General features: G+C 32.6%; 21 protein-coding genes. 9 read left to right on the top strand and 12 right to left on the bottom strand.

The genetic code is table 11. The annotated features are described in order from the left end of the window. Positions 1 to 76 precede the first annotated feature (76 nt). The 6 genes from NCC77_RS03140 (at position 77) to NCC77_RS03115 (ending at position 7,340) form a co-directional block, all read left to right on the top strand. Positions 77 to 2,248, top strand: coding sequence for a S9 family peptidase (locus NCC77_RS03140; protein ID WP_250834312.1), 2,172 nt, complete (start codon positions 77 to 79; stop codon positions 2,246 to 2,248). Positions 2,249 to 2,282: 34 nt separating this feature from the next. Continuing rightward, on the top strand, positions 2,283 to 3,959 hold the full coding sequence (locus tag NCC77_RS03135) for a peptide MFS transporter (RefSeq protein WP_250834311.1): 1,677 nt from the start codon (positions 2,283 to 2,285) through the stop codon (positions 3,957 to 3,959). Positions 3,960 to 3,962: 3 nt separating this feature from the next. Continuing rightward, positions 3,963 to 5,447 (top strand): peptide MFS transporter, encoded by a 1,485-nt coding sequence (locus NCC77_RS03130; RefSeq protein ID WP_250834310.1) that lies wholly within the window; start codon positions 3,963 to 3,965, stop codon positions 5,445 to 5,447. Between the two features lie 47 nt (positions 5,448 to 5,494). Next, positions 5,495 to 5,962 (top strand): thioredoxin family protein, encoded by a 468-nt coding sequence (locus NCC77_RS03125; protein WP_095928133.1) that lies wholly within the window; start codon positions 5,495 to 5,497, stop codon positions 5,960 to 5,962. Between the two features lie 214 nt (positions 5,963 to 6,176). Beyond that, positions 6,177 to 6,629 (top strand): thioredoxin domain-containing protein, encoded by a 453-nt coding sequence (locus NCC77_RS03120; RefSeq protein ID WP_248729183.1) that lies wholly within the window; start codon positions 6,177 to 6,179, stop codon positions 6,627 to 6,629. Between the two features lie 261 nt (positions 6,630 to 6,890). After that, complete coding sequence (locus tag NCC77_RS03115; protein WP_250834309.1) at positions 6,891 to 7,340, top strand: thioredoxin domain-containing protein; 450 nt, start codon at positions 6,891 to 6,893, stop codon at positions 7,338 to 7,340. A gap of 2 nt (positions 7,341 to 7,342) precedes the next feature. On the opposite strand, the gene NCC77_RS03110 is transcribed toward NCC77_RS03115, so the two are convergent. The 5 genes from NCC77_RS03110 to surE all read right to left on the bottom strand — a co-directional run bounded on the left by NCC77_RS03110 (position 7,343) and on the right by surE (position 12,147). Next, positions 7,343 to 9,367: a ComEC/Rec2 family competence protein gene (locus NCC77_RS03110; RefSeq protein WP_250834308.1), complete on the bottom strand. Its 2,025-nt coding sequence runs from the start codon at positions 9,365 to 9,367 to the stop codon at positions 7,343 to 7,345. 50 nt (positions 9,368 to 9,417) lie between these two features. Then, positions 9,418 to 9,915, bottom strand: coding sequence for a C40 family peptidase (locus NCC77_RS03105; protein ID WP_248729186.1), 498 nt, complete (start codon positions 9,913 to 9,915; stop codon positions 9,418 to 9,420). A 5-nt stretch (positions 9,916 to 9,920) separates the two neighbouring features. Further along, positions 9,921 to 11,042: a lipid-A-disaccharide synthase gene (lpxB, locus tag NCC77_RS03100; protein ID WP_250834307.1), complete on the bottom strand. Its 1,122-nt coding sequence runs from the start codon at positions 11,040 to 11,042 to the stop codon at positions 9,921 to 9,923. 63 nt (positions 11,043 to 11,105) lie between these two features. After that, complete coding sequence (locus NCC77_RS03095; protein ID WP_095928127.1) at positions 11,106 to 11,375, bottom strand: hypothetical protein; 270 nt, start codon at positions 11,373 to 11,375, stop codon at positions 11,106 to 11,108. After that, positions 11,368 to 12,147, bottom strand: coding sequence for a 5'/3'-nucleotidase SurE (gene surE / locus NCC77_RS03090; RefSeq protein ID WP_250834306.1), 780 nt, complete (start codon positions 12,145 to 12,147; stop codon positions 11,368 to 11,370). Before surE ends, NCC77_RS03095 begins: the two co-directional genes overlap by 8 nt. A 212-nt stretch (positions 12,148 to 12,359) precedes the next feature. On the opposite strand from surE, the gene NCC77_RS03085 reads away from it, so the two are divergent. The 3 genes from NCC77_RS03085 to glsA all read left to right on the top strand — a co-directional run bounded on the left by NCC77_RS03085 (position 12,360) and on the right by glsA (position 16,493). After that, entirely contained in the window at positions 12,360 to 14,543 is a 2,184-nt protein-coding gene (locus tag NCC77_RS03085) for a carboxy terminal-processing peptidase (RefSeq protein ID WP_250834305.1), read from the top strand. A 92-nt stretch (positions 14,544 to 14,635) separates the two neighbouring features. Next, the gene (locus NCC77_RS03080) at positions 14,636 to 15,424 is read left to right on the top strand and encodes a DNA/RNA non-specific endonuclease (protein WP_349306035.1); all 789 of its coding nucleotides are present in this window, start codon (positions 14,636 to 14,638) and stop codon (positions 15,422 to 15,424) included. A gap of 58 nt (positions 15,425 to 15,482) precedes the next feature. Further along, positions 15,483 to 16,493, top strand: a complete 1,011-nt coding sequence (gene glsA / locus NCC77_RS03075; RefSeq protein ID WP_250834304.1) for a glutaminase A — start codon at positions 15,483 to 15,485, stop codon at positions 16,491 to 16,493. A gap of 62 nt (positions 16,494 to 16,555) precedes the next feature. Here the strand turns inward: glsA and rpe are convergent, their stop codons facing one another. The 7 genes from rpe to NCC77_RS03040 form a co-directional block, all read right to left on the bottom strand. Then, positions 16,556 to 17,218 (bottom strand): ribulose-phosphate 3-epimerase, encoded by a 663-nt coding sequence (rpe, locus tag NCC77_RS03070; RefSeq protein WP_250834303.1) that lies wholly within the window; start codon positions 17,216 to 17,218, stop codon positions 16,556 to 16,558. A 448-nt stretch (positions 17,219 to 17,666) separates the two neighbouring features. Further along, on the bottom strand, positions 17,667 to 18,530 hold the full coding sequence (locus NCC77_RS03065) for a sigma-70 family RNA polymerase sigma factor (RefSeq protein ID WP_007804760.1): 864 nt from the start codon (positions 18,528 to 18,530) through the stop codon (positions 17,667 to 17,669). Between the two features lie 82 nt (positions 18,531 to 18,612). Further along, complete coding sequence (locus tag NCC77_RS03060; protein ID WP_250834302.1) at positions 18,613 to 20,112, bottom strand: PorT family protein; 1,500 nt, start codon at positions 20,110 to 20,112, stop codon at positions 18,613 to 18,615. After that, complete coding sequence (locus NCC77_RS03055) at positions 20,102 to 20,653, bottom strand: RNA polymerase sigma factor (protein WP_250834301.1); 552 nt, start codon at positions 20,651 to 20,653, stop codon at positions 20,102 to 20,104. Before NCC77_RS03055 ends, NCC77_RS03060 begins: the two co-directional genes overlap by 11 nt. 10 nt (positions 20,654 to 20,663) lie before the next feature. After that, the gene (locus NCC77_RS03050; RefSeq protein ID WP_250834300.1) at positions 20,664 to 21,077 is read right to left on the bottom strand and encodes a hypothetical protein; all 414 of its coding nucleotides are present in this window, start codon (positions 21,075 to 21,077) and stop codon (positions 20,664 to 20,666) included. 121 nt (positions 21,078 to 21,198) lie between these two features. After that, positions 21,199 to 22,917: a hypothetical protein gene (locus tag NCC77_RS03045; RefSeq protein ID WP_250834299.1), complete on the bottom strand. Its 1,719-nt coding sequence runs from the start codon at positions 22,915 to 22,917 to the stop codon at positions 21,199 to 21,201. Further along, positions 22,905 to 24,086: a DUF4249 domain-containing protein gene (locus NCC77_RS03040; RefSeq protein WP_250834298.1), complete on the bottom strand. Its 1,182-nt coding sequence runs from the start codon at positions 24,084 to 24,086 to the stop codon at positions 22,905 to 22,907. The genes NCC77_RS03045 and NCC77_RS03040 overlap by 13 nt, the downstream gene beginning before the upstream one ends. Positions 24,087 to 24,094 lie beyond the last annotated feature (8 nt).

Below are 24,094 nucleotides of genomic sequence, written 5' to 3'. Positions count from 1 at the left end.
ATTTAACACTTAAAATGTGTATTATGTTTATTTTTTTTACTAAAATTGGGCTCTTTTTATATTTAAAATAATTCTAATGAATACAAGCAAATTTACTGCAGTACTTTTATTCTTAACTGCGGTTGTTTTTGGGCAGCAGAAAATAACTGTCGAAAATGTTTTTAGCGGTACTTTCCGGGCTAAAGGAATGGATGAACTACAATCGCTGAAAAATACAAATCAATATACTGTTTTAAATATTGACCAAGCGAGCAGAAGTATGCAGATTGATTTATACGATTTTGCTACCCTGAAAAAAGTATCCAATCTTATTGATACTAAGAACCATAAAGAACTTGCCGACGGAATTAACAGCTATACTTTTGATGCTTCTGAAAAAAAGATCTTAATTGCTTGTCATTCTTCTAAAATCTTCCGTCACTCTTTTACTGCCGATTACTATCTTTATGATATCGCAGCAAAATCTCTGATCAAACTTGTTGATTTTCAAATTCAAGAGCCAACATTCTCACCTGACGGAACAAAAATCGCTTACGCAAAAGAAAATAACTTATATGTATACGATGTAGCCTCAAAAAAATCTACGGCTATTACAACTGACGGAAAGAAAAATGCTGTTATAAATGGTATTACGGACTGGGTTTACGAAGAAGAATTTGCATTTGTTCGCGCTTTTGACTGGAGTAAAGACAGTAAAAAAGTAGCTTATATTCGTTTTGACGAAAGCCAAGTTCCTGAGTTTTCAATGTCAATCTTTCATAAAGATTTATATCCAAAAATTGAGACTTTTAAATATCCTAAAGCTGGAGAAAAAAATTCAGAAGTTTCATTACATATCTATGATGTAGCTGCTGCAGCAACTAAGAAAGTAGATTTAGGAAAATATAATGATTTCTATATTGCAAGAATGCAATGGACAAATGATGCAAATGTACTTTGTGCACAGGTTTTGAACCGTCACCAAGATAATTTAGACTTATTGTTTGTTGATGGAAACACAGCGGCTGCAAAAGTAGTTTTGAATGAAAAAGATAAAGCATACGTAGATATCAATGATAATTTGACGTTCTTAAAAGATAACAGTTTTATCTGGACAAGCGAAAAAGACGGTTTCAATCATATTTATGTATATGATAAAAACGGAAAACTTAAAAATCAAGTTACAAAAGGAAACTGGGAAGTGGTTTCATACTACGGTTTCGATGAAAAAACAAAAACTATTTTCTACCAATCTACAGAAAATGGTTCTATCAATAGAGATCTTTACAGAATTGGTTTAGACGGAAAAAATAAAGTGCGTTTATCTTCGAAAACTGGAACAAATAAAGCTACATTTAGTCCAAATTTCCAATACTTTATCAATACGTATTCTAGCGCTACTCAACCAACGGTTTATACTTTAAATGATGCAAAAGCTGGAAAAGAAATTCAGGTTATCGAAAACAATCAGGCTCTTGCTGATAAATTGAAAGCGTATGGCCTTCCTTCAAAAGAATTTATTGTTTTAAAAACTGCAAAAGGAAATGAATTGAATGCTTGGATTTTAAAGCCAAAAGATTTTGATCCTTCAAAAAAATATCCTGTTTTCATGTTCCAATATTCTGGTCCAGGATCTCAGCAGGTAGCGAATCAATGGAATAATTCTAATGATTACTGGTTTCTTTCATTAACGCAGCAAGGTTATATCGTAGCTTGTGTTGACGGAAGAGGTACAGGTTATAAAGGAGCTGATTTCAAAAAAGTGACTCAAAAAGAATTAGGAAAATATGAGGTTGAAGACCAAATAGATGCTGCAAAAGTAATTGGTGCTTATTCTTACGTTGATGCTTCAAGAATTGGAATCTTCGGATGGAGCTACGGTGGATTTATGGCTTCTAACTGTATTTTCCAAGGAAACGATGTGTTTAAAATGGCAATTGCTGTTGCGCCAGTTACCAACTGGAGATTTTACGACAGCGTTTATACAGAAAGATACATGCAGACTCCACAAGAGAATGCCAGCGGATACGATCAAAACTCTCCAATCAATCATGTTAGTAAATTGAAAGGTAAGTTCTTATTGATTCACGGTTCTGGAGATGACAATGTTCATGTTCAAAACTCGATGCAGATGATGGAAGCTTTAATTCAAGCTAATAAACAGTTTGATTCTCAAATTTATCCAGATAAAGACCACGGTATTTATGGCGGTAACACTAGAGTTCAGCTTTACACAAAAATGACCAATTTCATCAAAGAAAATCTATAATTTTAAATCATAACCTAATTAAATAATGAATAATATGGGAGAAACACAAGTAAAAACCGCGCATCCAAAAGGGCTTTGGGTATTGTTTGGAACGGAGATGTGGGAGCGATTCAATTTTTATGGAATGCGAGCTTTATTAACTTTATTCCTTGTGAATTCATTATTAATGAAGGAAGAAGAAGCTTCTTTAATTTACGGAGGTTTCCTTGGGCTTTGTTATTTGACTCCAATGTTAGGAGGTTTTGTTGCTGACCGCTATTTAGGAAACAGAAATTGTATCTTATTAGGAGGGTTATTAATGGCAATAGGACAAATGCTTTTGTTCACCAGCGGAAGTATTTTTGAGTCTAATTTAGACTTGGCAAAAATCGTTATGTACTCTGCATTGGGTGTAATTGTTTTTGGTAACGGATTCTTTAAACCAAATATTTCTAGTATGGTTGGAAGTTTGTATCCAAAACAAGAAAAAACAAAATTAGATAGTGCATTTACTATTTTCTATATGGGAATTAACATCGGAGCATTCTTAGGTCAGTCTATCTGTCCTTTGTTAGGAGATGTTAAAGATGCAGGTGGAATTAGAGATATCCACGCTTTTAGATGGGGATTCATGGCAGCTTCTGTAGCTATGTTGTTAGGGACAATTTTATTCTATTTCTTAAAAAATAAATATGTGGTTTCTCCAGAAGGAAAACCATTAGGAGGACTTCCTTCTAAAAATGATGCTTCAGATTTTGAAGAAGGAGAAGCTCAGAAAGCAAACTTTTCAAATAAAGCGCTTGCTATGGCAGGAGTAGCATTTATTGCTTTAGGATTCTTTTTTCATTATGTTGTAGGTCAGAATTTGATCTATACTTTGATTTACTCAAGTGGTTTGGCTTTGGCAGGATTAATTATATCTGATACTTCTTTAACTAAAATTGAAAGAGATAGAATTATTGTAATCTATATCGTATCGTTCTTTATTATTTTCTTCTGGGCGGCATTTGAGCAGGCAGGTTCATCTTTAACTTTTATTGCAGATAACCAAACAGACAGACATTTCTTTGGTTGGGCAATGCCACCATCGATGGTTCAAATTTTTAACGGAATGTTTGTAGTGTTTTTAGCGGTTCCTTTCAGTATTCTTTGGGATACTTTGAGAGCTAAAGGGAAAGAGCCGATTTCTCCAGTAAAACTGGCTGCAGGTTTAGTGATCATTTCGATCAGCTTCTTTATGATTGCTACTCAGGTATCTTATATCGGAACTTCTGGTTTATTGCTAGTTAAATGGTTAATCTTATTGTATTTCTTAAATACATGTGCAGAGTTATGTTTGTCTCCAATTGGTTTGTCATTGGTAGGTAAATTATCTCCAAAACGTTTTGCATCATTATTATACGGGGTATTCTTCTTGTCTAATGCATCAGGTTACGCTTTAGGAGGAACTTTAGGTTCTATCTTGCCAGCAACTGGTGATAAATTTGCAAAAGCAAAAGAATTAGGAATTGATCTTCAGGCAGTTTTAGATAAAAAAATAACACTTTCAGCAGACCAATTGGCTTTGTTGGATCATCATCAAATTAGTGCGCAAAACCCAATTTTTGCAGGATTTGAAATCCATAACTTATATGAATTCTTTATGGTATTTGTTGTCCTAACTGGTATTGCTGCAATTTTATTATTTGCTTTAACACCACTATTGAAAAAATTAATGCACGGTGTTAGATAAAAAATGGAAAACAATATTACTTTAGAAGAAATTCAAAATTTTAAAGGCAAGTACCCAAAACAATTGTGGTACTTGTTTTTGGTTGAAATGTGGGAGCGTTTTTGTTTCTACGGAATGAGAGGGGTTTTAGCTTTTTTTATGGTAGACCAATTAGGGCTAGTAGAAGGAAAAGCAAATTTGCAATATGGAGCAATTCAGGCTTTTGTATATGCATTTACTTTTATCGGTGGAATTTTTGCTGATAAGATACTAGGTTTTAAGAAATCGCTTCTTTTTGGAGGAATTGTCATGATTTTGGGTAACTTGCTTATTGCAGCTTCTCCGCATGATTTCTTTTACTACGGAATAACACTTTCTATTATTGGAACAGGTTTTTTTAAGCCGAACGTATCTTCAATGGTAGGAGAGTTGTATCACGAAAGTGACGGCCGTCGAGATGCTGGTTACGGATTGTTTTATGCAGGAATTAATATTGGAGGAATGCTTGGTGGTGCAATTCCTATTTATTTAGGAAAGAACTATTCTTGGAGTCTTTGTTTTCTTTCTGCGGCAATTGTGATGATAATTGGAGTTATTACTTTTCTTTTAACGAAAAAGCATCTTGCGCCAATTGGAAATTCTCCATTAGAAAACCATGCGCCTAAAAAACGTAATCTTTATGAAACTGCAGTTTATGTAGGTTCTTTTGTTGTAATTCCACTAGTTTATATAATGGTTATCAATTCTGATTTTACAGAGTACTTTATGTATACTATGGGAGTAGTGGCATTAGGATATTTTGCATATGAATTGATAATGTTAAAAGATGGAAAACAGCAGAGAAAACTTTTAGCTGCATTTGTATTCATTTTTGGATACTTTATGTTTATGGCCATCTCGGAACAATCTGGAGGTTCATTGTCTTTGTTTGCAAAAGACAATTTATCGAACAAGTTGTTGTTTTTTCATATTGATCCAAATGTGGTAAATAATAGTATCAACTCCTTGTATGTTGTTATTTTTAGTCCATTGGTAGGTTTGTTATGGATATTAATGGCTAAACGAAAAATTGAACCTAATACTGTTATTAAGTTTGGTTTGTCATTTATTCTTCTTGCGGCAGGTTTCTTTATCTTTTACTCTGCTAGATTTTTTGTAGATGCAGATGGATTAAGTTCTCTTGATGTTTTTGCTTTAGGATATCTTGTTTATACGCTTGGGGAGTTGTGTATTGGTCCAATCGGAATGTCGGTAATTACCAAATTATCTCCTAAACGATTGTTCGGAATGATGATGGGATTATGGTTCTTATCTAGTGCATTCGGGCAGTTTGCTGCCGGGAAATTGGGAGCTGAAATATCTGATGCCAACACTGGAACTACATTAATGTCTAAACTTATTGCTTATACAGACGGATATTATCAATTAGCATTGTATTCTTTAATTGCGGGAGTTGTTTTAATTGTGGCTACCCCGCTAATCAGAAGATTAATGCAGGAAGTTAAATAATTATATTATAATAACTTTTTGCATAAATTTGCATAAAATTCCTCGTTATGAAAAAAATACTACTCATCGCTTTGTTTTTAATTGGTGCCGCAAATATTCAGGCACAAGAATTAAAATGGTATACAGATGTTAGAGAAGCCATTACTATAAGTAACAAAGAACAAAAGCCTATGCTAATGTTTTTTACTGGCAGTGATTGGTGTGGTTGGTGTATTCGTTTGCAAAATGAAGTTTTAAAAACTGCTGAATTTAAAAAGTGGGCGACAGATAATGTAGTTCTAGTAGAATTAGATTATCCTAGAGCTGTTGCACAAACGCCAGAGCTTAAAAGTCAAAACAATGAATTACAGCAAGCTTTCGGTATTCAAGGGTTTCCAACTGTTTTCTTTACAAGTGCAGAAACAAAAGACGGAAGAGTTAATTTTAAAGGTCTTGGTAAAACGGGATATGTTGCCGGTGGTCCATCTGCTTGGTTAAATGTTGCAGAAGGAATAGTGCATCCGAAGAAATTATAAATTTAGAATAAAAAAATATCAAAAGGTCTCTTACACTGTAAGGGACCTTTTTTTGTTTAGTAGGAAAAATTCTTTACAAAATCTATGCGAATTGAGTATTATTTATTTTATTACGTTTAAAAAAACATATAATGTATTTTTTGTGCTAATAAAATTTGGATAACTAAAATATAATGTTAATTTCGTCTTGCTAATCTAACCAAAACCAATTTGTATGACTAAAAAATTACTTATCCTACTATTTTTTTTAGGTTCATTTATGGCGCAAGCACAAAACTTAGCATGGAGAACAAACATGACAGATGCTATTGCTATAAGTAATGACCAGAAAAAACCAATGCTGATTTTATTCACTGCCTCAGGTGTACCAGAAAATCTTCAAAACGAAATCTTTAAAACGCCCGATTTTGCTGTATGGTCACGTGACAATGTGGTCTTAGTAAAATTAGATTTGTCTGATATGAATGCTTCAGATAGCGATCGTGAACAAAATGTGAAATTAAAAAATGCATTTGGAGTTCAAGATCTTCCAGAAGTATGCTTTGCAATGGCGTCGGTAAGAAAAAACAAGACTACATTTAGTGCCTTAGGAAAAATAGCCTATAAACCTGGAGGAGCGAAAGCTTGGATTGCAGAATCAAATGCAATTTTACATCCAGCAGAATAGTAAACGATTTCATTCGACTTTTATTTTAATTTTTTTTAGTCCCCTTTGTGTTTTACAGAAGGGGATTTTTTTATTATTAAAAAGATCAATCAATATTTAACGTTTTTTATTAGTGTTTATTTCACATTTATTAAAAAATAAGCAATTTATTGTCAATTTGATTTTAATGCTTAGAAGTTGGTTTTTAATCTCTTAAATTCTTTATTGGATTATATTTTTATACTATTTTAGTTTTATTAACATAACCCAAACCAAAATTATATGCCGAAAAAATTACTTATCCTACTATTTATTTTAAGTCCATTTTATATGAATTCTCAAAATATAATATGGAAAACAGACATCAATGATGCTGTAACTGCAAGCGCAGAAAAAAGAAAACCGTTACTCATTTTTTTTACTAGTCAAAACGTGAGTCCTCAATTGCAAAATGAAATTTTTGCCACTCGTGATTTTGAAGAATGGTCGCGTAAAAATGTTATTTTGGTCAAGCTTGATCTTTCCGATCCGTCTATTTCTGATGCAAGTAAAGAGCAAAATTTACGATTGAAAAATGCTTTTGGTATCGAAGAGATTCCGCAAGTGTGTTTTTCTGAAGTTACCAGTAGAAAAGGAAAGACCAATTTTAATAAACTAGGGCTTATTGGCTATACAGCTTCTGGCGTTAAATCATGGATTTCTGAATCGGATTTGATTTTAAATCCAGAATAAAATTACAATCTATAATATCCCTTTTCTTTTGTTGAATGAAAAGGGATATTTTTTTTAAGACAACTATTTTTCCAATTTTTCTGAATCGAATTAGAGTTCGATCCATCAGCAATAACAATTCTAGGACGAATATTTTCTAGCAATCTATCCAGATTTATTTTTGAGGTCTGAGTTAGAATTAAGATATCTGGATTTATTTTTTCTGGTAAAGTTTTAGTGCTGTCAATAATTAGAATTTTGGTGTTTTTAAAATACAGCAAATTTTTAATTTCTTTGACTCTAGATAAAGTAATTGAATTTCCTACGAGATACGAATTGAAGTTTCGGTTGTTTTCAATAACAGTATCTCTAGTAAAAAGTACAAAGTTTCTTCCTGAACGTTCAGAAATGAGTGTATTATTTCTTTCGTTGTAAACAATCAATTCTTCTTCTTTTTCAGTTTCTATTTTGGTTAAAATAAAAGCAATCTGAATCGTAATAATCGAAATCAATGCATATAGCAATTTGCTGAAACTTGGTTTTTTAATCCAGACAATCGTGCTGATTATAAATAAAGAAAATGCCCATAAATGAAACAAATTAAAGCTAATGTCTCGGATAACAAATGAATCTATAGAAGCAACAGCATGAATCATGAGATTTAGCAGATAAATGCTTTTCTCAAAAATCATGGTGATGAATAAAGGCGGACTAGTGAAAATAGCGATAATCATAACCACAATTCCAGCAATCATGATAAAGGATAAAATAGGGAGTATAATAATGTTCGTGACAAAAAATAATCCTGGAAATTGATGAAAATAGTAAAGGCATAAAGGCAATGTGCCAATTTGAGCAGCGAATGAAACCGTTAAAGCTTCCCAAATGTAAATTGTTATTTTGTTATTCGGTTTATAAATATTTTTTAAAATAGGCTGTAGCCAAAGGATGAAAAAAAGTGCGATGTAACTTAATTGAAAGCCAACATCAAACAAGAAATAAGGCTCAAAAAGTAATATTAGTAAAATTGAAACTAGTAAAGTATGATAGATGTTGCCAGTTCGGCGCAAATGATTTCCAATTGCAAGAAAGGAGAACATGACTACAGATCGTAAAACGGAAGGCGATAAACCAGAAATAATAGCAAAACCGGCTAAAGAAATTAGAATGCAAGCCAGTTTAAAAAACGAACCTTTTTTTGTGTTTGGAATTGGTTTAAGTATAAAAGTGATAAAAAGCATTATAAAGCCTACATGAAGCCCAGAAACAGATAAAACGTGTGTAGCCCCAGAGTATTGATAATCTTGGATAATATCTTGTGAGATGTCCTGCTGCTGACCTAAAATGAGCGCCAGAGCAACATTCATTTCAGATTTGTTGAATTTTGACTTTTCAAGATTAAAAATTATTCGCGAATGTAATTTGGCACAATAATACCAAATGTCTTTTTTAATGTTTTTGTTCACCAAAATTTCTTTTTTGGAACAATATATTTGAGCATAAATTTGTTTGTCTGCCAAATACCCGCTGTAATCAAATTGATTTGGATTTTTACTGGGTTTGTTTCGCTGTAAAAGCGTTTGAATTTTAATGCTGTTTCCTATAATTAGAGGATTGCGGCTACTATCTTTTTGAACGTTTACAATTATTTTTCCAGAATAAACTTTTCCTGAAATGGTTTTGATATGCCCAATGTAACGATCACTGAAATCATTGCTTTTTAATTTTTCTCTCAAGATTAAAGTAAGAGATTGTTTTGTTTCAAATACTGCTTTGCAATGCGTGTAATTGTTCTTTTGAAGACTTTCGGTATGGCTAATAAGGGTAAAAGAACCCAAGAAAAAAGAGAGCAAGTAAACTGAAATCCCGAAGGGAATTGTTTTCTTATTGTTTTTTAAATTCCAGAAAAATGTAATGACAAATAGGGAAATACAAATTATTAGTAAATAATGAATTGCCGCAATAGGTAAGTGTAAATAATAAGCTGTAATGACACCTATTATAAAAGCGATTGTAATTTTTATTAACGGAAAATCTAATACTTTCATGGCTTAAAAGTATTAAATATTTGTAAGAAAAATAATAAAAAAATATCTTTTTATGGAAGAATCCTATTTACCTGCTCAAAGGAGTTTTTATAATAGGTTTCTTTTGTAGAGGAAATAATTACACCTTTTGAAGTCGAAGAATGAACAAATTTTATTTCATCAGAATTGACTTCTGTAATTAGTCCGACGTGATTGATTTGTCTGCTTTTGTTGGTTTTAAAGAATATTAAATCTCCCTTTTTGGCGTCATTTAACGGGACAACTTTTCCAATTTTTGCTTGATCGAAAGAACTTCTAGGAAGTTGGATATTTTCACTTTCAAAAGTGGTGTAAACCAATCCAGAACAATCAAAACCGCTTTTTGTAGTTCCACCTGCTTTATAGCGAACGCCAATATTATCAGTAGCTTTTTCAATTAAATTATTAACCAAAGCTCTGTTTTCTTTTTTTGATTCGCTTTTTGTGCTGTTTTTTGATACCGCTGTTGAAGTCGATTTACAAGAAGTAACGGCAATTGCTAAAAGCAGAAAAATTACAATTCGTTTCAAATCAATTAATTATTTTGTTTTAAATCGGCAACAATGAGTTTTGCTGTGTTTTTACTCGCGCCAACTCCGCCTAATTTTTGTTCTAATATATCGTAATTTTGCAGCACTTTATTGCGATGGTCAGGCTCTAATAATTTTTGAAGTTCTTCTTTGATTCGTTTTTTATTACAATCTCCTTGAATCAACTCGGTTACAACTTCTTGATCCATAATTAAATTGACAAGAGAAATATATTTTAATGTAATAATACGTTTTGCAATTTGGTACGATACTTCACTTCCTTTATAGCAAACTACTTCGGGAACTTTAAAAAGAGCTGTTTCAAGAGTTGCTGTTCCAGAAGTTACCAGAGCGGCGGTAGAAGAACGAAGTAAATCGTACGTTTTATTGGAAACAAAGGCGATGTTTTTATTTTTTAGAAACTGCTGATAAAATTCGTATTCCTGACTTGGAGCGCCTGCAATAACAAATTCATAATCCTGAAAATCATCTACAACACTCAGCATTACGCTTAGCATTTTGGTAATTTCCTGTTTACGGCTTCCTGGTAGAACGGCAATAATGGGCTTTTCGCCTAAATTATTTTCTTTTCTAAATAACGCTTCATCAAAAGCGGGCTGATTCTGAATAGCATCAATAAGCGGATGGCCAACAAAATCTACAGGAAAATGATGTTTGTCTTCGTAGAAACTTTTCTCGAAAGGCAAAATAACATACATTTTATCAACGTCTTGTTTGATGGCTTTGATTCGGTTTTCTTTCCAAGCCCAAATTTGAGGAGAAATATAGTAATGCGTTTTATAGCCTAATTCTTTTGCCCATTTTGCAATTCGCATATTAAAACCAGGATAATCGATAAAAATGATCACATCTGGTTGGAACTCCAAGATGTCTTTTTTACAGATTTTAATATTGTTTAAAATGGTTTTTAAATTGAAAACCACTTCGATAAAGCCCATAAAAGCCAGGTCGCGATAGTGTTTTACCAGAGTTCCGCCTGCTTTTTGCATTAAGTCTCCACCCCAAAATCTAATTTCTGCTTCTGGATCTTCGGTATATAAGGCCTTCATTAAATTTGAACCATGTAAATCTCCAGAGGCTTCTCCTGCAATTATGTAATACTTCATGTTGGTTTTTTTGTAAATGTGCTAAAGTTGCAACCATTAAAGGGAACTTAGCAAAGATAAGATTTAAATAACTAATGTCGAAATTGCCAGTACAATCACGGCTAAAATTACGCCCCGCGCCATAAATTCTTTATTTCTTTTTAACAGAATACCAAAAACGGCAAGATCTAAAAGTGTTCCTATAGTAATTATTTTTCCGAGATATCCGTATTCTCGAATCATTTGAAATCCTTGTGAAATATCAAATGTGGTAAAAAAAGTGATGAATAGATAACTTCCTAAAAGAGCTGTAAAAATTCCGATTAAAAAACCGATCAGTATTTCTTTAGTCATTTAATTTCCAAGTATTAAGTTGTTGAATAGAGTGGTGAGCGGTCAAGTCAAACTGTACCGGAACTACCGAAATGTATCCGTTTGCCAAAGCCCATTCGTCTGTATCTTCGCCTTTATCTTCGTTTACAAATTTTCCGGCAAGCCAGTAATAATCTTTCCCAAAAGGAGTTTGTCTTTTATCAAATTTTTGCGCGTAGTAGGCTTTCGCTTGACGGCAAACTTTAACACCTTTAATTTCAGATTCCTTTAGCTTCGGAAAATTCACATTTAGAACTACTCCTGGCGGAAGTTTATTGGCAAGGGTTTCTAAAGTGATTTTTTTTACGAAAGATTTTATAGGTTCAAAATCAGCATTCCAATCAAAATCTAAAAGAGAAAAACCTATGGCTTGAATACCTTCGATTCCAGCTTCAACCGCGGCGCTCATGGTGCCGGAATATATGACATTAATAGAAGAATTCGATCCGTGATTTATTCCCGAAACGCACAAATCGGGTTTGCGTTTTAAGATTTCGTTTACTGCCAATTTTACACAATCGACAGGCGTGCCAGAGCAGCTGTACTCTGCAATTGTGTCATTGTCTTTGGAGATTTTATCAATAAATAAAGTATTATTGATGGTGATTGCGTGCCCCATTGCACTTTGTGGTTTGTCTGGTGCCACAACAATGACATCGCCTATTGTTTCCATAACGCTAATAAGGGCTCTAATTCCTGGAGCCAAAATACCATCATCGTTAGTTACTAATATAAGTGGTTTCTCAGCTTTCATTTAATAAATATTATGTGTAGTTTTAACAATTGTAAGATTTTAAGAACAAAATTAATCACAATTATTTGCGAGAAGTCACAAATACTGTAAAATTTGTCAACTAAGGTAAAGAACTTTTTTGCGAATTAAACATTTTTATATCTTTAACAAAAAATTATCGAAGCGTTAGCTCTCGTGGCATAGTTTTTAACGTAACTTAGATAAAAAAATTGATGAATGCTATTATAAAGTTTATGAAAAGAAATTATAAGATACTCATAGCCGTATTGTGCTTATCGCTTACATTATTTGCATTTAAGATGAATGCCGATAGGACAATCGACCCAGATCCGAACAAAGACAAGACACTTTTAGAATTATTAGCATTTGTTATTGAAAAAGGGCATTATAGCCCAGCAGAAATAAATGATGAATTTTCTAAAGGTATTTTCAAGGATTACATTGATGCTCTAGACCCTTCAAAAAGATTTTTCCTTCAGTCTGATATTGACGAATTCAAACAGTATGAATTAATGCTGGACGATCAGTTTTTGAATAAAGATATTACGTTTTTCAACCTTACCTATACAAGGTTAATGAAGCGTATGGAGGAAAGTAAAAAACGTTATAAAACGATTTTAGCTCAGCCATTTAACTATAATGTAGATGAGACTTTTGATGCGGATTATGAGAAGATTCCGTATGCAAAAAACTTAGCAGAGATTAATGAAAGATGGAGAAAACAGATTAAATTATCGACTCTTTCTTCTTTGGTTACAAAACAAAAAATTGAAGATGAAAAGAAGAAAAAAGATCCAGCTTACAAAGAAAAATCTTTTGAAACTTTAGAGAAGGAAACTCGTGAGAGCTCATTAAAATCTCTAGATGATAATTTTAGCGTGATTAAAGATTTGAATAGAGACTACTGGTTTTCTGTTTATTTGAACTCTATCATGGCTCGTTTTGATCCGCATACAAGCTATTTTGCACCAGAAGAAAAAGATCGTTTTGATGTAAACATCAGCGGTAAATTGGAAGGTATTGGAGCTCGTTTGACTAAGAAAAATGATTTTACTCAAATTGATGAGTTAATTTCTGGAGGTCCAGCTTGGAAAGGAAAACAATTAGAAGCAGGAGATTTAATCTTAAAAGTTGCTCAAGGTAACGAAGAGCCTGTAGATGTTGTTGGAATGCGTTTGGATGATGTTGTAAAGAAAATTAAAGGTCACAAAGGAACTGAAGTAAAATTGACTGTTAAGAAAGTTGATGGTTCTATTAAAGTGATTTCTATTATTCGTGATGTTGTTGAAATTGAAGAAACATACGCTAAGTCTAGTATTGTGGAGAAAGATGGTTTAAAATATGGAGTGATCTATCTTCCTAAATTTTATATCGATTTTGAAAACAAAGACGGACGTGATGCAGGAAAAGATATTGCTCGTGAAGTAGAGAGATTAAAAAAAGAAAACATCAACGGTATTGTTTTAGACGTTCGTGATGATGGTGGAGGATCTCTTTCTACAGTGGTTGATATTGCTGGTTTATTTATCGAAGAAGGGCCAATCGTTCAGGTAAAATCTGCTGGTAAAAAGAAAGAAGTTTTATATGATAAAGATAAAAAAATCGAGTGGGATGGTCCATTAGTTATCATGGTAAACAGTTTTTCTGCTTCGGCTTCTGAGATCTTGGCGGCTGCAATTCAGGATTATAAACGTGGTGTTATTATCGGAAGTAAACAAACCTACGGTAAAGGAACTGTACAAAACGTATTAGATTTAAATCAGTTTGTGCGTAATGCAAACTATGGAGATCTTGGAGCATTGAAAATTACAGGACAGAAGTTTTATAGAATTAATGGTGGTTCTACTCAATTAGAAGGTGTTCATAGTGATGTGGTAATGCCAGATCGTTATGCTTACTTAAAAATGGGAGAAAGAGACATTGATAATGCAATGCCTTGGGATAAAATTGATCCAGCCGATTACAGCACTTGGACTTCTAATGAGAATTTCAACAAAGCAATTATGAACAGTAAAAACAGAATTGCTCAAAATGCTCAATTTAAGTTAATTGATGACAATGCGAAATGGATCGATGTTAAGAACAAAGAAAACGTATATAGCTTGAATATTAAGAATTTTAAAGAAACTCAAGAACAAGTTGAAAACGAAGGAAAAAAATATAAACCAATTTCCGATTACAAAAACGATTTGATTTTTAAATCATTACCGTATGAAGAAGATGAAATGAAAGCTGATGCTTCTTTAAAAGAAAAAAGAGAGGCATGGCACCAAGCTTTATCTAAAGATGTTTATGTAGAAGAAGCGTTAAACGTATTGGATGATTTACAATCAAAAAGTTTGGTAAAAGCTACAGTTAATCCTAAAATGAAAAAGGACAAGCTAGTGAAGTCTTAAATTCGAGAAGAATTTAATTTGTTTAAAAACGCTCTATGAATTTTAAATTTATGGAGCGTTTTTTTGTATGTTTAACCTCTAAAAATAGAATTATGAAAGTTGGCCTGAGTTTGATTTTAATGGGTTTTGCATTATTTTCTTGTAAAAAAGAGAATACAGAAATTACCGAAAAAGTAACTAATGATGAAGCGGTTTCTTCTTTTAAAGGAAATTCTTCTAGTACAGATTCTGTTTATACGGTTGCTTATTTGCCAACTTCGACGACAAAGCAGATTGTAAAACACCAATATTATACTTTATCGTATAATGAAAAGTTTGAGCAGGCAGAATGGGTGGCGTACGAATTGAAAAAAGAATATTTAAAAAATAATGATTTTAAAAGACCCTATTTTATTGAAGATCCAAATGTAACGACAGGTTCTGCAGATTGGAGAAATTATAAAAATTCAGGTTATGATAAGGGACATCTTTGCCCTGCTGGGGATATGGAATTTAGTAAAGATGCTTATAACGATACTTTTTACACGTCGAATATTTCACCTCAGAAAAAGGAGTTTAATGCTGGAATCTGGAATAGGATAGAGCAGAAGACGCGTTATTGGGCAGGAAAATATAATGATATTTATGTCGTAACTGGCGGAATTGCTAAAGAATCGGATAAAAAAATAGGTACAGAAAAGGTTGCTGTTCCTAAATATTTTTATAAAATCGTTTTGGCTAAAACAGGGAAAGAGCATAAAGCAATTGCTTTCTTGGTTCCAAACGAAAAAAGCGACAAATCTATTTATGATTTTGTTGTTCCGATCGAGACTTTAGAAAAAATGACTGGAATTGATTTCTTCCCAAATCTTAAAAACCTTAAAAGCAGTAAGGATTTTTAATTCAATACTTTTTAGTCATAAATTAATACAGAATACAAATAAGAATGCAATTTTTAGAATGAACAAGCAAATGATTTTTGTTGGTTTAATGATTTTTTTTATCATAAACCAAGGCTATAGCCAAATACTACTGAATAAACAAAATATAGAGAATACACTTAATGAAGCCTTTAATAAATTTAAAGATTTAAAAGAAGGAAAAAATGCCGACTATATTCAAGAACTGGCCAATGTTGATCCCAATATTTTTGGCATTGCACTTGTTACTGCAGAGGGAGCCATATATACAAAAGGTGATATAACGTCAATGGTTTCAATTCAAAGTATATCGAAAGTATTTACTATGGCAAAAGTAATTGAGCAAGAAGGCCCACAATTTTTGGAAGATAAAGTAGGAGTAAATGCGACTGGATTGCCATTTAATTCTATTGTTGCAGTAGAAATGCATAAAGGCGATAAAATTAATCCTCTTGTAAATCCAGGAGCTATTGCAACTACGAGTCTTATTCGTGGTGTTGATTCTATAGCAAAGTGGAAAGAAATCGAGAAAATTCAGAGTGACTTTGCCGGAAGACCGCTTTCTATAAATCTTCCTGTTTATAGAAGTGAGGCGGGTGATAATTTGCGTAATCAAGCTATTGCACATTTGTTGTTGGCTTATAACAGAATATATTTTGATCCAGTACAAGCAACAGATCTTTATACGAAACAATGTGCATTGAATGTAAATGTAAAGGATCTTGCTACAATGGCGGCCACATTGGCAAATGGAGGTGTTAATCCTGTTACAAAAAATAAGGTTGTTAGTCAGACAACTGTAATGTATACTTTGCCTGTAATGGCAACTGCAGGGCTTTATGACAATTCTGGAGTATGGCTATTTAATTCCGGACTTCCAGCAAAGAGTGGTGTTGGAGGAGGAATATTGGCGGTGTGTCCTGGTAAATTTGGAATTGCTGTTATTTCGCCTCCATTAGATGAAACTGGAAATAGTTTGAAAGCTCAGAAAGTGATCCAATATGTTGTAGAAAAACTTAAAGTAAACCCTTATTGGATTACTCCTAAGTAAGTTTGAAGTAAAAAAAAGTCCAAAATTATTTTTGGACTTTTTTTTGTTGTTTTTTTGAAAGTTTAAAAAGCAGTAAGAGCTTTTAGTTCTGCAATTGTTTCCGTTGGATTCTCGGCTTTAAAAACAAAGCTTCCAGCAACTAAAACATCTGCACCAGCTTCTACTAATTGTTTAGCGTTTTTGCTTGTTACACCGCCGTCAATTTCGATTAGTGTTGAAGCATTTTTACGTGTAATAAGCGCTTTTAGTTTCTTTACTTTATCGTAAGTGTTTTCGATGAATGATTGTCCTCCAAATCCAGGATTTACGCTCATAATGCAAACCACATCAATATCGTTAATAATGTCTTCTAGTAAATCAACATTGGTATGCGGATTCATGGCAACGCCAGCTTTCATTCCTTCTGCTTTAATGGCTTGAAGTGTTCTGTGCAAGTGTGTGCAAGCCTCATAATGCACTGTTAATCCATTTGCTCCTAAATCGGCAAAAGTTTTAATGTATCGATCTGGGTCAATAATCATTAAATGTACATCAATATATTTTTTTGCATGTTTTGAAATTGCTTCTAAGACTGGCATTCCAAAAGAGATATTCGGAACAAAAACGCCGTCCATAATATCGATATGAAACCAATCTGCCTGACTGTTGTTAAGCATTTCTGCATCACGCTGTAAATTACCAAAATCGGCAGCAAGAACTGAAGGAGCAATAAGTGTATTTTTCATTTTGTAGTATGTGTTGTTTTTATTGCAAAGATAAATTTTTTTAACCGCAAAGAGCGCAAAGAATTACGCAAGGTGCGCTAAGTTTTTTTATGCTGTAGTTAATGATTTAAACGCAAAGAGCGCAAAGCTTTTACGCAGAGTTCACAAAGTTTCTGTTTGAAATTATTTGAGAAGCCAAAGTTCACAAAGCTTTGTGAACTTTGGCTTTCGACAGATACTTAAATAAAATCTTAGCGAACTTTGCGTAAAAACTTTGTGTACTCTGCGTTACAAACATTTCAACTAAATAATAAAAAATAAAAAACTCCGGTAATCAGCCGGAGTTTCAATCATCAATCAAAAAACGAACAGTCAATCAAACTGTTGTTTGGGGTAAAATTCCAAGTTATAAATTCCAAATCACAATTAGATTGGAATTTGGGATTTTAAATATTGAAATTTAATATTGTTATCCTAAATAAGTTTTAAGGATTTTACTTCTAGAAGTGTGTTTCAATCGACGGATTGCTTTTTCTTTAATCTGACGAACACGCTCACGAGTTAGATCGAAAGTTTCACCAATTTCTTCAAGAGTCATTGGGTGTTGGTCGCCAAGTCCGAAATACAAACGTACAACATCTGCCTCTCTTGGAGTTAATGTTTCTAAAGAACGTTCGATCTCAGTACGAAGAGATTCGTGAATTAATTCTCTATCTGGATTTGGAGATTCGCCAGAACGTAATACGTCATAAAGGTTAGAATCTTCTCCTTCAACAAGAGGAGCATCCATAGATAGGTGACGTCCAGAGTTTTTCATAGACTCTTTTACGTCATTTACAGTCATATCAAGTTCTTTTGCAATTTCTTCAGCAGAAGGCGGACGTTCGTTAGATTGCTCTAATAACGCATACATTTTGTTGATTTTATTGATAGAACCAATTTTATTTAATGGTAAACGTACAATACGAGACTGTTCAGCTAGAGCTTGAAGAATCGATTGACGAATCCACCATACAGCGTAAGAAATGAATTTGAAACCACGAGTTTCATCAAAACGTTGAGCCGCTTTAATTAAACCTAAGTTTCCTTCATTAATTAAATCCGGAAGAGTTAATCCTTGATTTTGATATTGTTTAGCCACAGATACTACGAAACGTAGGTTGGCTTTTGTTAGTTTTTCTAAAGCTCTTTGATCACCAGCCTTTATTCTTTGTGCTAATTCTACCTCTTCATCAGCGGTAATTAGGTCAACTTTTCCAATTTCTTGTAGATATTTATCTAACGATGCAGTTTCACGATTAGTTACCTGCTTGGTGATTTTAAGTTGTCTCATGTTGTTGTCTCCCTATTTTTAAAGTGTACAAATGATTATACGTAAGGAGTATCAAAAAAGTTACAATATTTTAAAAATATTTTTAAAATTTATAACTAACACCAGATTGAAGCGAAATACTGTATGGTTTAGCCTCTTCATTTTTATTGAAAGTGCTTAAATAATATTTGAATAAAGGGTTTATATCCAATGCAATACGTTCAGTCAATTTATAACTTAACCCTAGACCTAAATTATAAGAGAAATTTGCGCCTGAAAGATTTTTTGCTTCTCCTATATTTTGTTGAGACACATTTTCTGATTTTAAATACAGTTTGTTTTTATCCAATATTAAAAAACTAAAGCCCGTAAAAGCTTCTATTCCAATTTTGCTTTCGTCTTTTTTTATTGCGTAATTAAATTCTAAAGGCAGTTCGTAATAAGAGAGGTTTTGCACTAAATCTACTTGGTTGGATTCGCCGAATGTTTCTTTTACATTTATTTCTGTTTTTAAATTTATATTGGTGTAATCTGGAATTAAATTCTGATTTAATCGCGTTGATGTTTTTAGATTTATCTTAGAAAATCCTCCTCTGAAACCAATTTTGTCAAACATCGTTTTTACATAAACGCCATAATGTGAGGTGATAGGATGACTTTTAGATAAATCATCCATTCTAGGACTAATCATGGATTTGCTGTTTAAAGAACCAAAAAGCGCAGGGCCGTAAAAAACGGAAATTGTAAATTCAGGTTCAATCTCTGCTGTTTGAGGCGTATACTTACGTTCTTTATACTCTCGTTTTGGAGTTGTCTTTTTCTTTAAATCTGTGCTGTCTTTTTTGGCAACACTATCCATTTTGGGTTCAGCTATTATTATTGAGGTTGGTAGGTCTTTTTTGAAATTATTATAAGTTATAGTATCTTTTTCTGCAATTGTCTTTTCTAAAATTACATTTTTTGGAGTTTTGTTTCCCACAATAGTGGTTTTTGAAATTTTATTGATTTCCTTTTTTTGAGTTTTCTTCGGCTTGGTGAAACTAGATTTTGCTATTTTTTTCGCAATTCCATTTTTAGAATTACCTTTTTTGTAAGCTACAATTGGTTTTTTGGCATTAATTGTATTGGGATCTTTTGCAGTAGTTTTTATAGGTTTAGAGGTGATTTGTTCTTTTTTAATAATGACTTTATATTTTTTTACCACTTCATATTCTTCGTATTCATTAGTCGATGTAACGAATTTGGTGGATTGTTTTACGAGTTTTACGGTCTTGGTTTTTTTAACAGTGGTAATTTCATCTGATCCTTTTTTTTGCAGGTTGGCTGGCAAAGTTTCATTTTTAGAGTTAGTCGAATTAGAAGCATTTTTTTGTGATGGCGTTTTTGGGTCTATATTTTCTTTGTGAAAATCTGAATTAATATAGAGCAAGCTTGATAAAATTATAACTGTAAGAATGCTAGGAATTAGCCAAAACAAAATTCTTTTGCGTCTTTTATTATTTAAATCTTTTTCAATTTTAGACCATACAAAATCACTCGGACTTTTGTCTAAATTGTCCAATTTGTTTTTGATTACTTTTCCTATTTCAGTTTTATTCTCCATTTTTTTGTTTTGAATAATAAAATGTATTTTTTGATTTGATTTTTGATTTCAGAATCTGTTTCGCTCGATGTAAATTTGATTTTGACGTGCTTTCGGAAATGGATAACATTGTGGCAATTTCTTTATGCGTATAATCATCGAGTTCGTATAAATTAAAAACCAATCGGTATTGATGAGGAAGTTCTTGAACAAAAGATAAAATGGTGTCAAGAGAAAAATCTATTTCGCTTTCATTTACGGTGTCATCTTGAGAGAAATCATCTTTAATTGCAGTAAGCAGGTACGATTGCTTATATCGCATTATGGCTTTATTGATCGTAATTCTTTTAATCCAGCCTTCAAAACTTCCGTTTCCTTTGTAGTTTTTTATATTGGTAAAGATTTCGATAAAAGAATCATGCAGATTATCTTCCGCTTCTGCTTCATTAGGGCAATATTTCAGACTAAGCACAAAAAGAGTGTTTTTATACAATTGGTATAATTCTTCTTGTGCTTTTCTGTTTTGCCTAACGCAATCTTTTATGAGCTGATCTAAATTCAAATTGTAAAAACTATAATTTTGAAATTAATATAGTGCTTTGACATTCTAAAGATTTCTTGTTATATGCTGAAATTTCTCCCTTAGTAAAATCTTTATTAAAGTAAAAAGTTGCTTCTTTTGTGCCTTGTCCTTTCAGTAAAATTATTGAACCACTTATAACAGTCCATTCAATTTCATAATCGTCAGATGGTGCATTAAATGCTTTGTAGTCATAGGTGTATTTATATGAAGTTCCTGTTTCTACCCATATCCTGCCATCTACATCGCAGCAGGTTCCAGATGTGATGTCTTTGCAATCCGGATCTTGATCATAATATACGCTCTCATCTATTGGAGTTGCATTTTTTGTTTCTACAGCTTCATTATTGCATGAAAATAAAAAAACAAGTAGAATTGTCGAAATAAAAAGTGTTGCTTTTTTCATAGTATTTGGCCTTTTATAATCTATAGTATAAAAAGAATGAAAAGGTTGCGTTACTATGGAAAAATAAAAAGCCCATGTTTCTAACTTTTTGAAACATGGGCTTTTAGTAGTTGTAATTTTTTTAATTTGTCGCTGTATCTTTTACTTCAATTAATTCTTTAATAGAAACTGGAGTTCCGTTTTTTGCAAAACCTTCCAATCTTATTTCATAATTTCCGGCAACATCAGAAGTGTAGAATGAAGTTTGAGAATCCTTATTTAATTTTACATCAGGATTCCAAAGCAATTGATTTCTGAAATCAGGAATTCTTGCATTATCAGCTAAGTTTGTATAATCTACATTGTTGTAGATTTTTTTAAGCTGTGGTCTCAAAATTGTAGTTTTTAGAATCGAAGAACCGCTTTGTGTGCTTGCGAAATCCTTATCAAAAGTTATAAAACTTACTAATCCGTTAAATGATTTTGGTCCAACATAATATCTTCCGACAATAAGATCGATTCTATAGATATTTTTCATGTTGTATTTTAATAAATCAATTTGGTTTTGCAATTGCAATCCGTCAACTAGTACTAATGCAGGATCTGGCAATTGAGGGAAGACACTTGGATCTGTTACATGCAGATGCATGACTCCGTTATTTTCTTTATGATATACTTCTGTTGTAACCTCTGTTATTGTTTCTCGTAACGTTTTAAATCTTGTATAATCATCCAAAACATATTCTTTTGCTTTAGTGGCATAGAATGGATCTTGGGTAGTTTGCTTTTCTAAGTTGTCCTTTTTTCTATGGATATAAGCATTTTCAATTTGACTTGAAACCGCTCTGTCCAAAAGGCTTTCCTTAAAGGTGTATGATAAATTGTTATTTGGCGAAAAGGCTAATTGCGTTGTGTTTATACTAGGAAGTTCGTCCAATGTAATAGAATAATTATCAGCACGTTCATCAATTACTTGAATAATGATGTTTGGATTGTAATTGTCTTTATCAATACTAAAAATAAAGCGTCCTTCTGAATTTGTCTTTACTACTTGAAAAACAAAAGATTTTCCTGGTAAAGAAAAAGAAACCGTAACATCTTGAATCTTATCTGTTCCGCTTTTAGAAACTACTTTACCAGATATCATCTCTCCTCTTAATTCTGGAAGCACTGCTTTTGAATTACCATCTAGCACAACAGTATTTGATGCTTTAGCAGCAAAATTTGTTGCCGAAATTGAATTTTGAGTAGGAATGTTGTCTAGTTTTCTAACAGATAAAGAGTAACTGCCTTCTTTAATATTATCATTTGAAGATTCTAGTTTTAAATCGACATGTTCGCGACTAGAGAAAACTTTTTTGTTTAATCTAAGGTTTAAATCTGTTGTATTTGCAGAACTCTCTACAGTATTTGAACTGCTTGTTAAAATATTGCTGTTTGGAGTTTTTTCGTTTGTTTTATAAGGATTAACAATATTAATATCCATTTGAAAAAATTCTGAAGCAGGTTTGTTTAACATCCAATTGGTGTAAGCAACTAGTTTGTAGCTTCCTGTTTTAAGAGTAGTCGGGATAAAATAATCTCCTTGTCCTAACGCATTTTCTAACTTGATTTTGGCTTTAAAAACGCTCTTTTTATCGCTGTCTACCAATTCTACATAGGCAATTTTACTAATTTGGCTTATGGTTTTGTCAGACGATTTTAAGCAGTATATTTTATACAATAATGTCTCACCCGATACAAATGTCGATGCATTGGCATGAAGATAAATAGTTTCGTCTACAACAATATTTTGCTGTGCGTTTCCTAATTGTGTGCTAATTAAAACAAACAATAATAATAGGTGCTTTATTCTGTCCAAAATGAAGGTTTTACGTTAGATGAAAATGTTGTGCAGTCTCCGCATTCTATAGGTACCATAGTATAATAATCGTTGGTATTATAGCTGTACCAAAGTCTATAGCTGTTAAGTTCTGTTATTAATTGTCGTCCAAGGCAAGGTGGATCACCAAATCCGAAACAGAATCTGTACTCAGCGTCAATACATGGCACATAATACGGAGGTAAAGGTCTTCCCGGATATAAGTCAGCATAATTAAAAAACATTCTTTTTGATGATACAGAAGACACATCAAAAAAGCCTATTACTTTGCTTTCAGTATCGGTAACACATTTAATATTACCATTTACAAAACCAGGCTGTTTAGGCGATAATACACTAGAGCTGCTTGAAATTTCTTTTAATGTTTTGTAAAAAGTATAGGCCTCAAGATTTTGTACATATTGGCGAACTAGAATACTATATCTGTGACTGATAATGTAATCTTGGTCGCTTATAAATCGAACAGGAAAATTAACGCGGTCTTCTTGTAGATTTGTTGTTGATGTTTGAATGATATCGACAGATTTTTTTGAGCCATAACAAATTTGAATGTCTAATGGGCTTTGGATAAGCTCAATCTCTTGTGGACCAGTAGCAATTAATTTTTTATCACCCCATTTTGGTGCAATTATTTTATAGGTTTCTTCATATTCGTATCTGTAGTATTTTGAAGTATTTGTAGGATCGTAGCTTTCAACACTTATTTGTACGCCTTCTCCTTCTTGGGTTGAAACGACTTTAGGGACTATGTTTTCAATCTGATTTTCAGTTGTCAAAACTTCACTTGAAGATTGGTATTTTTTACCGCCTTTTGTTGTAATTTCTAAAGAATATTCTGTGTTAGGTTCTGCTTTGAACTCGGAGTCAGAAATATATTTTTCTGAATTTTCAGTAAAGTGATAGCTGTTTCCTTTGTTGTCGGTAACTACAACATTCGCACCTGTTTCTAATTGCACTCCTTCTTCTTCCAAACGGGCAGTTTTCGTTAGTTTAATTTCCTGCTTTTTTAATTCATTTGTTATAGTTGCTTCTACAACAAGTGCCTCCTCGTAAGAATCAGTCTTAAGGTTATAGGTTTCAGTACAGCTAATGAATATAGTACTCATTAGTAATAATACTGCTATTTTATTTTTTAATAATGTTTTCATGATTTTTT

This window comes from Flavobacterium tyrosinilyticum (genome assembly GCF_023656565.1).
GTDB lineage: Bacteria > Bacteroidota > Bacteroidia > Flavobacteriales > Flavobacteriaceae > Flavobacterium > Flavobacterium tyrosinilyticum.
This window is presented reverse-complemented; position numbering and strand designations above follow the sequence as displayed.

Excerpts from the sequence above, each read along its gene's own strand:
- NCC77_RS03140 (WP_250834312.1), top strand. The coding sequence starts at position 77 with ATGAATACAAGCAAATTTACTGCAGTACTTTTATTCTTAACTGCGGTT.
- NCC77_RS03135 (WP_250834311.1), top strand. The coding sequence starts at position 2,283 with ATGGGAGAAACACAAGTAAAAACCGCGCATCCAAAAGGGCTTTGGGTA.
- NCC77_RS03130 (WP_250834310.1), top strand. The coding sequence starts at position 3,963 with ATGGAAAACAATATTACTTTAGAAGAAATTCAAAATTTTAAAGGCAAG.
- NCC77_RS03125 (WP_095928133.1), top strand. The coding sequence starts at position 5,495 with ATGAAAAAAATACTACTCATCGCTTTGTTTTTAATTGGTGCCGCAAAT.
- NCC77_RS03120 (WP_248729183.1), top strand. The coding sequence starts at position 6,177 with ATGACTAAAAAATTACTTATCCTACTATTTTTTTTAGGTTCATTTATG.
- NCC77_RS03115 (WP_250834309.1), top strand. The coding sequence starts at position 6,891 with ATGCCGAAAAAATTACTTATCCTACTATTTATTTTAAGTCCATTTTAT.
- NCC77_RS03110 (WP_250834308.1), bottom strand. The coding sequence starts at position 9,367 with ATGAAAGTATTAGATTTTCCGTTAATAAAAATTACAATCGCTTTTATA.
- lpxB (WP_250834307.1), bottom strand. The coding sequence starts at position 11,042 with ATGAAGTATTACATAATTGCAGGAGAAGCCTCTGGAGATTTACATGGT.
- NCC77_RS03095 (WP_095928127.1), bottom strand. The coding sequence starts at position 11,375 with ATGACTAAAGAAATACTGATCGGTTTTTTAATCGGAATTTTTACAGCT.
- surE (WP_250834306.1), bottom strand. The coding sequence starts at position 12,147 with ATGAAAGCTGAGAAACCACTTATATTAGTAACTAACGATGATGGTATT.
- NCC77_RS03085 (WP_250834305.1), top strand. The coding sequence starts at position 12,360 with ATGAATGCTATTATAAAGTTTATGAAAAGAAATTATAAGATACTCATA.
- NCC77_RS03080 (WP_349306035.1), top strand. The coding sequence starts at position 14,636 with ATGAAAGTTGGCCTGAGTTTGATTTTAATGGGTTTTGCATTATTTTCT.
- glsA (WP_250834304.1), top strand. The coding sequence starts at position 15,483 with ATGAACAAGCAAATGATTTTTGTTGGTTTAATGATTTTTTTTATCATA.
- rpe (WP_250834303.1), bottom strand. The coding sequence starts at position 17,218 with ATGAAAAATACACTTATTGCTCCTTCAGTTCTTGCTGCCGATTTTGGT.
- NCC77_RS03065 (WP_007804760.1), bottom strand. The coding sequence starts at position 18,530 with ATGAGACAACTTAAAATCACCAAGCAGGTAACTAATCGTGAAACTGCA.
- NCC77_RS03060 (WP_250834302.1), bottom strand. The coding sequence starts at position 20,112 with ATGGAGAATAAAACTGAAATAGGAAAAGTAATCAAAAACAAATTGGAC.
- NCC77_RS03050 (WP_250834300.1), bottom strand. The coding sequence starts at position 21,077 with ATGAAAAAAGCAACACTTTTTATTTCGACAATTCTACTTGTTTTTTTA.
- NCC77_RS03040 (WP_250834298.1), bottom strand. The coding sequence starts at position 24,086 with ATGAAAACATTATTAAAAAATAAAATAGCAGTATTATTACTAATGAGT.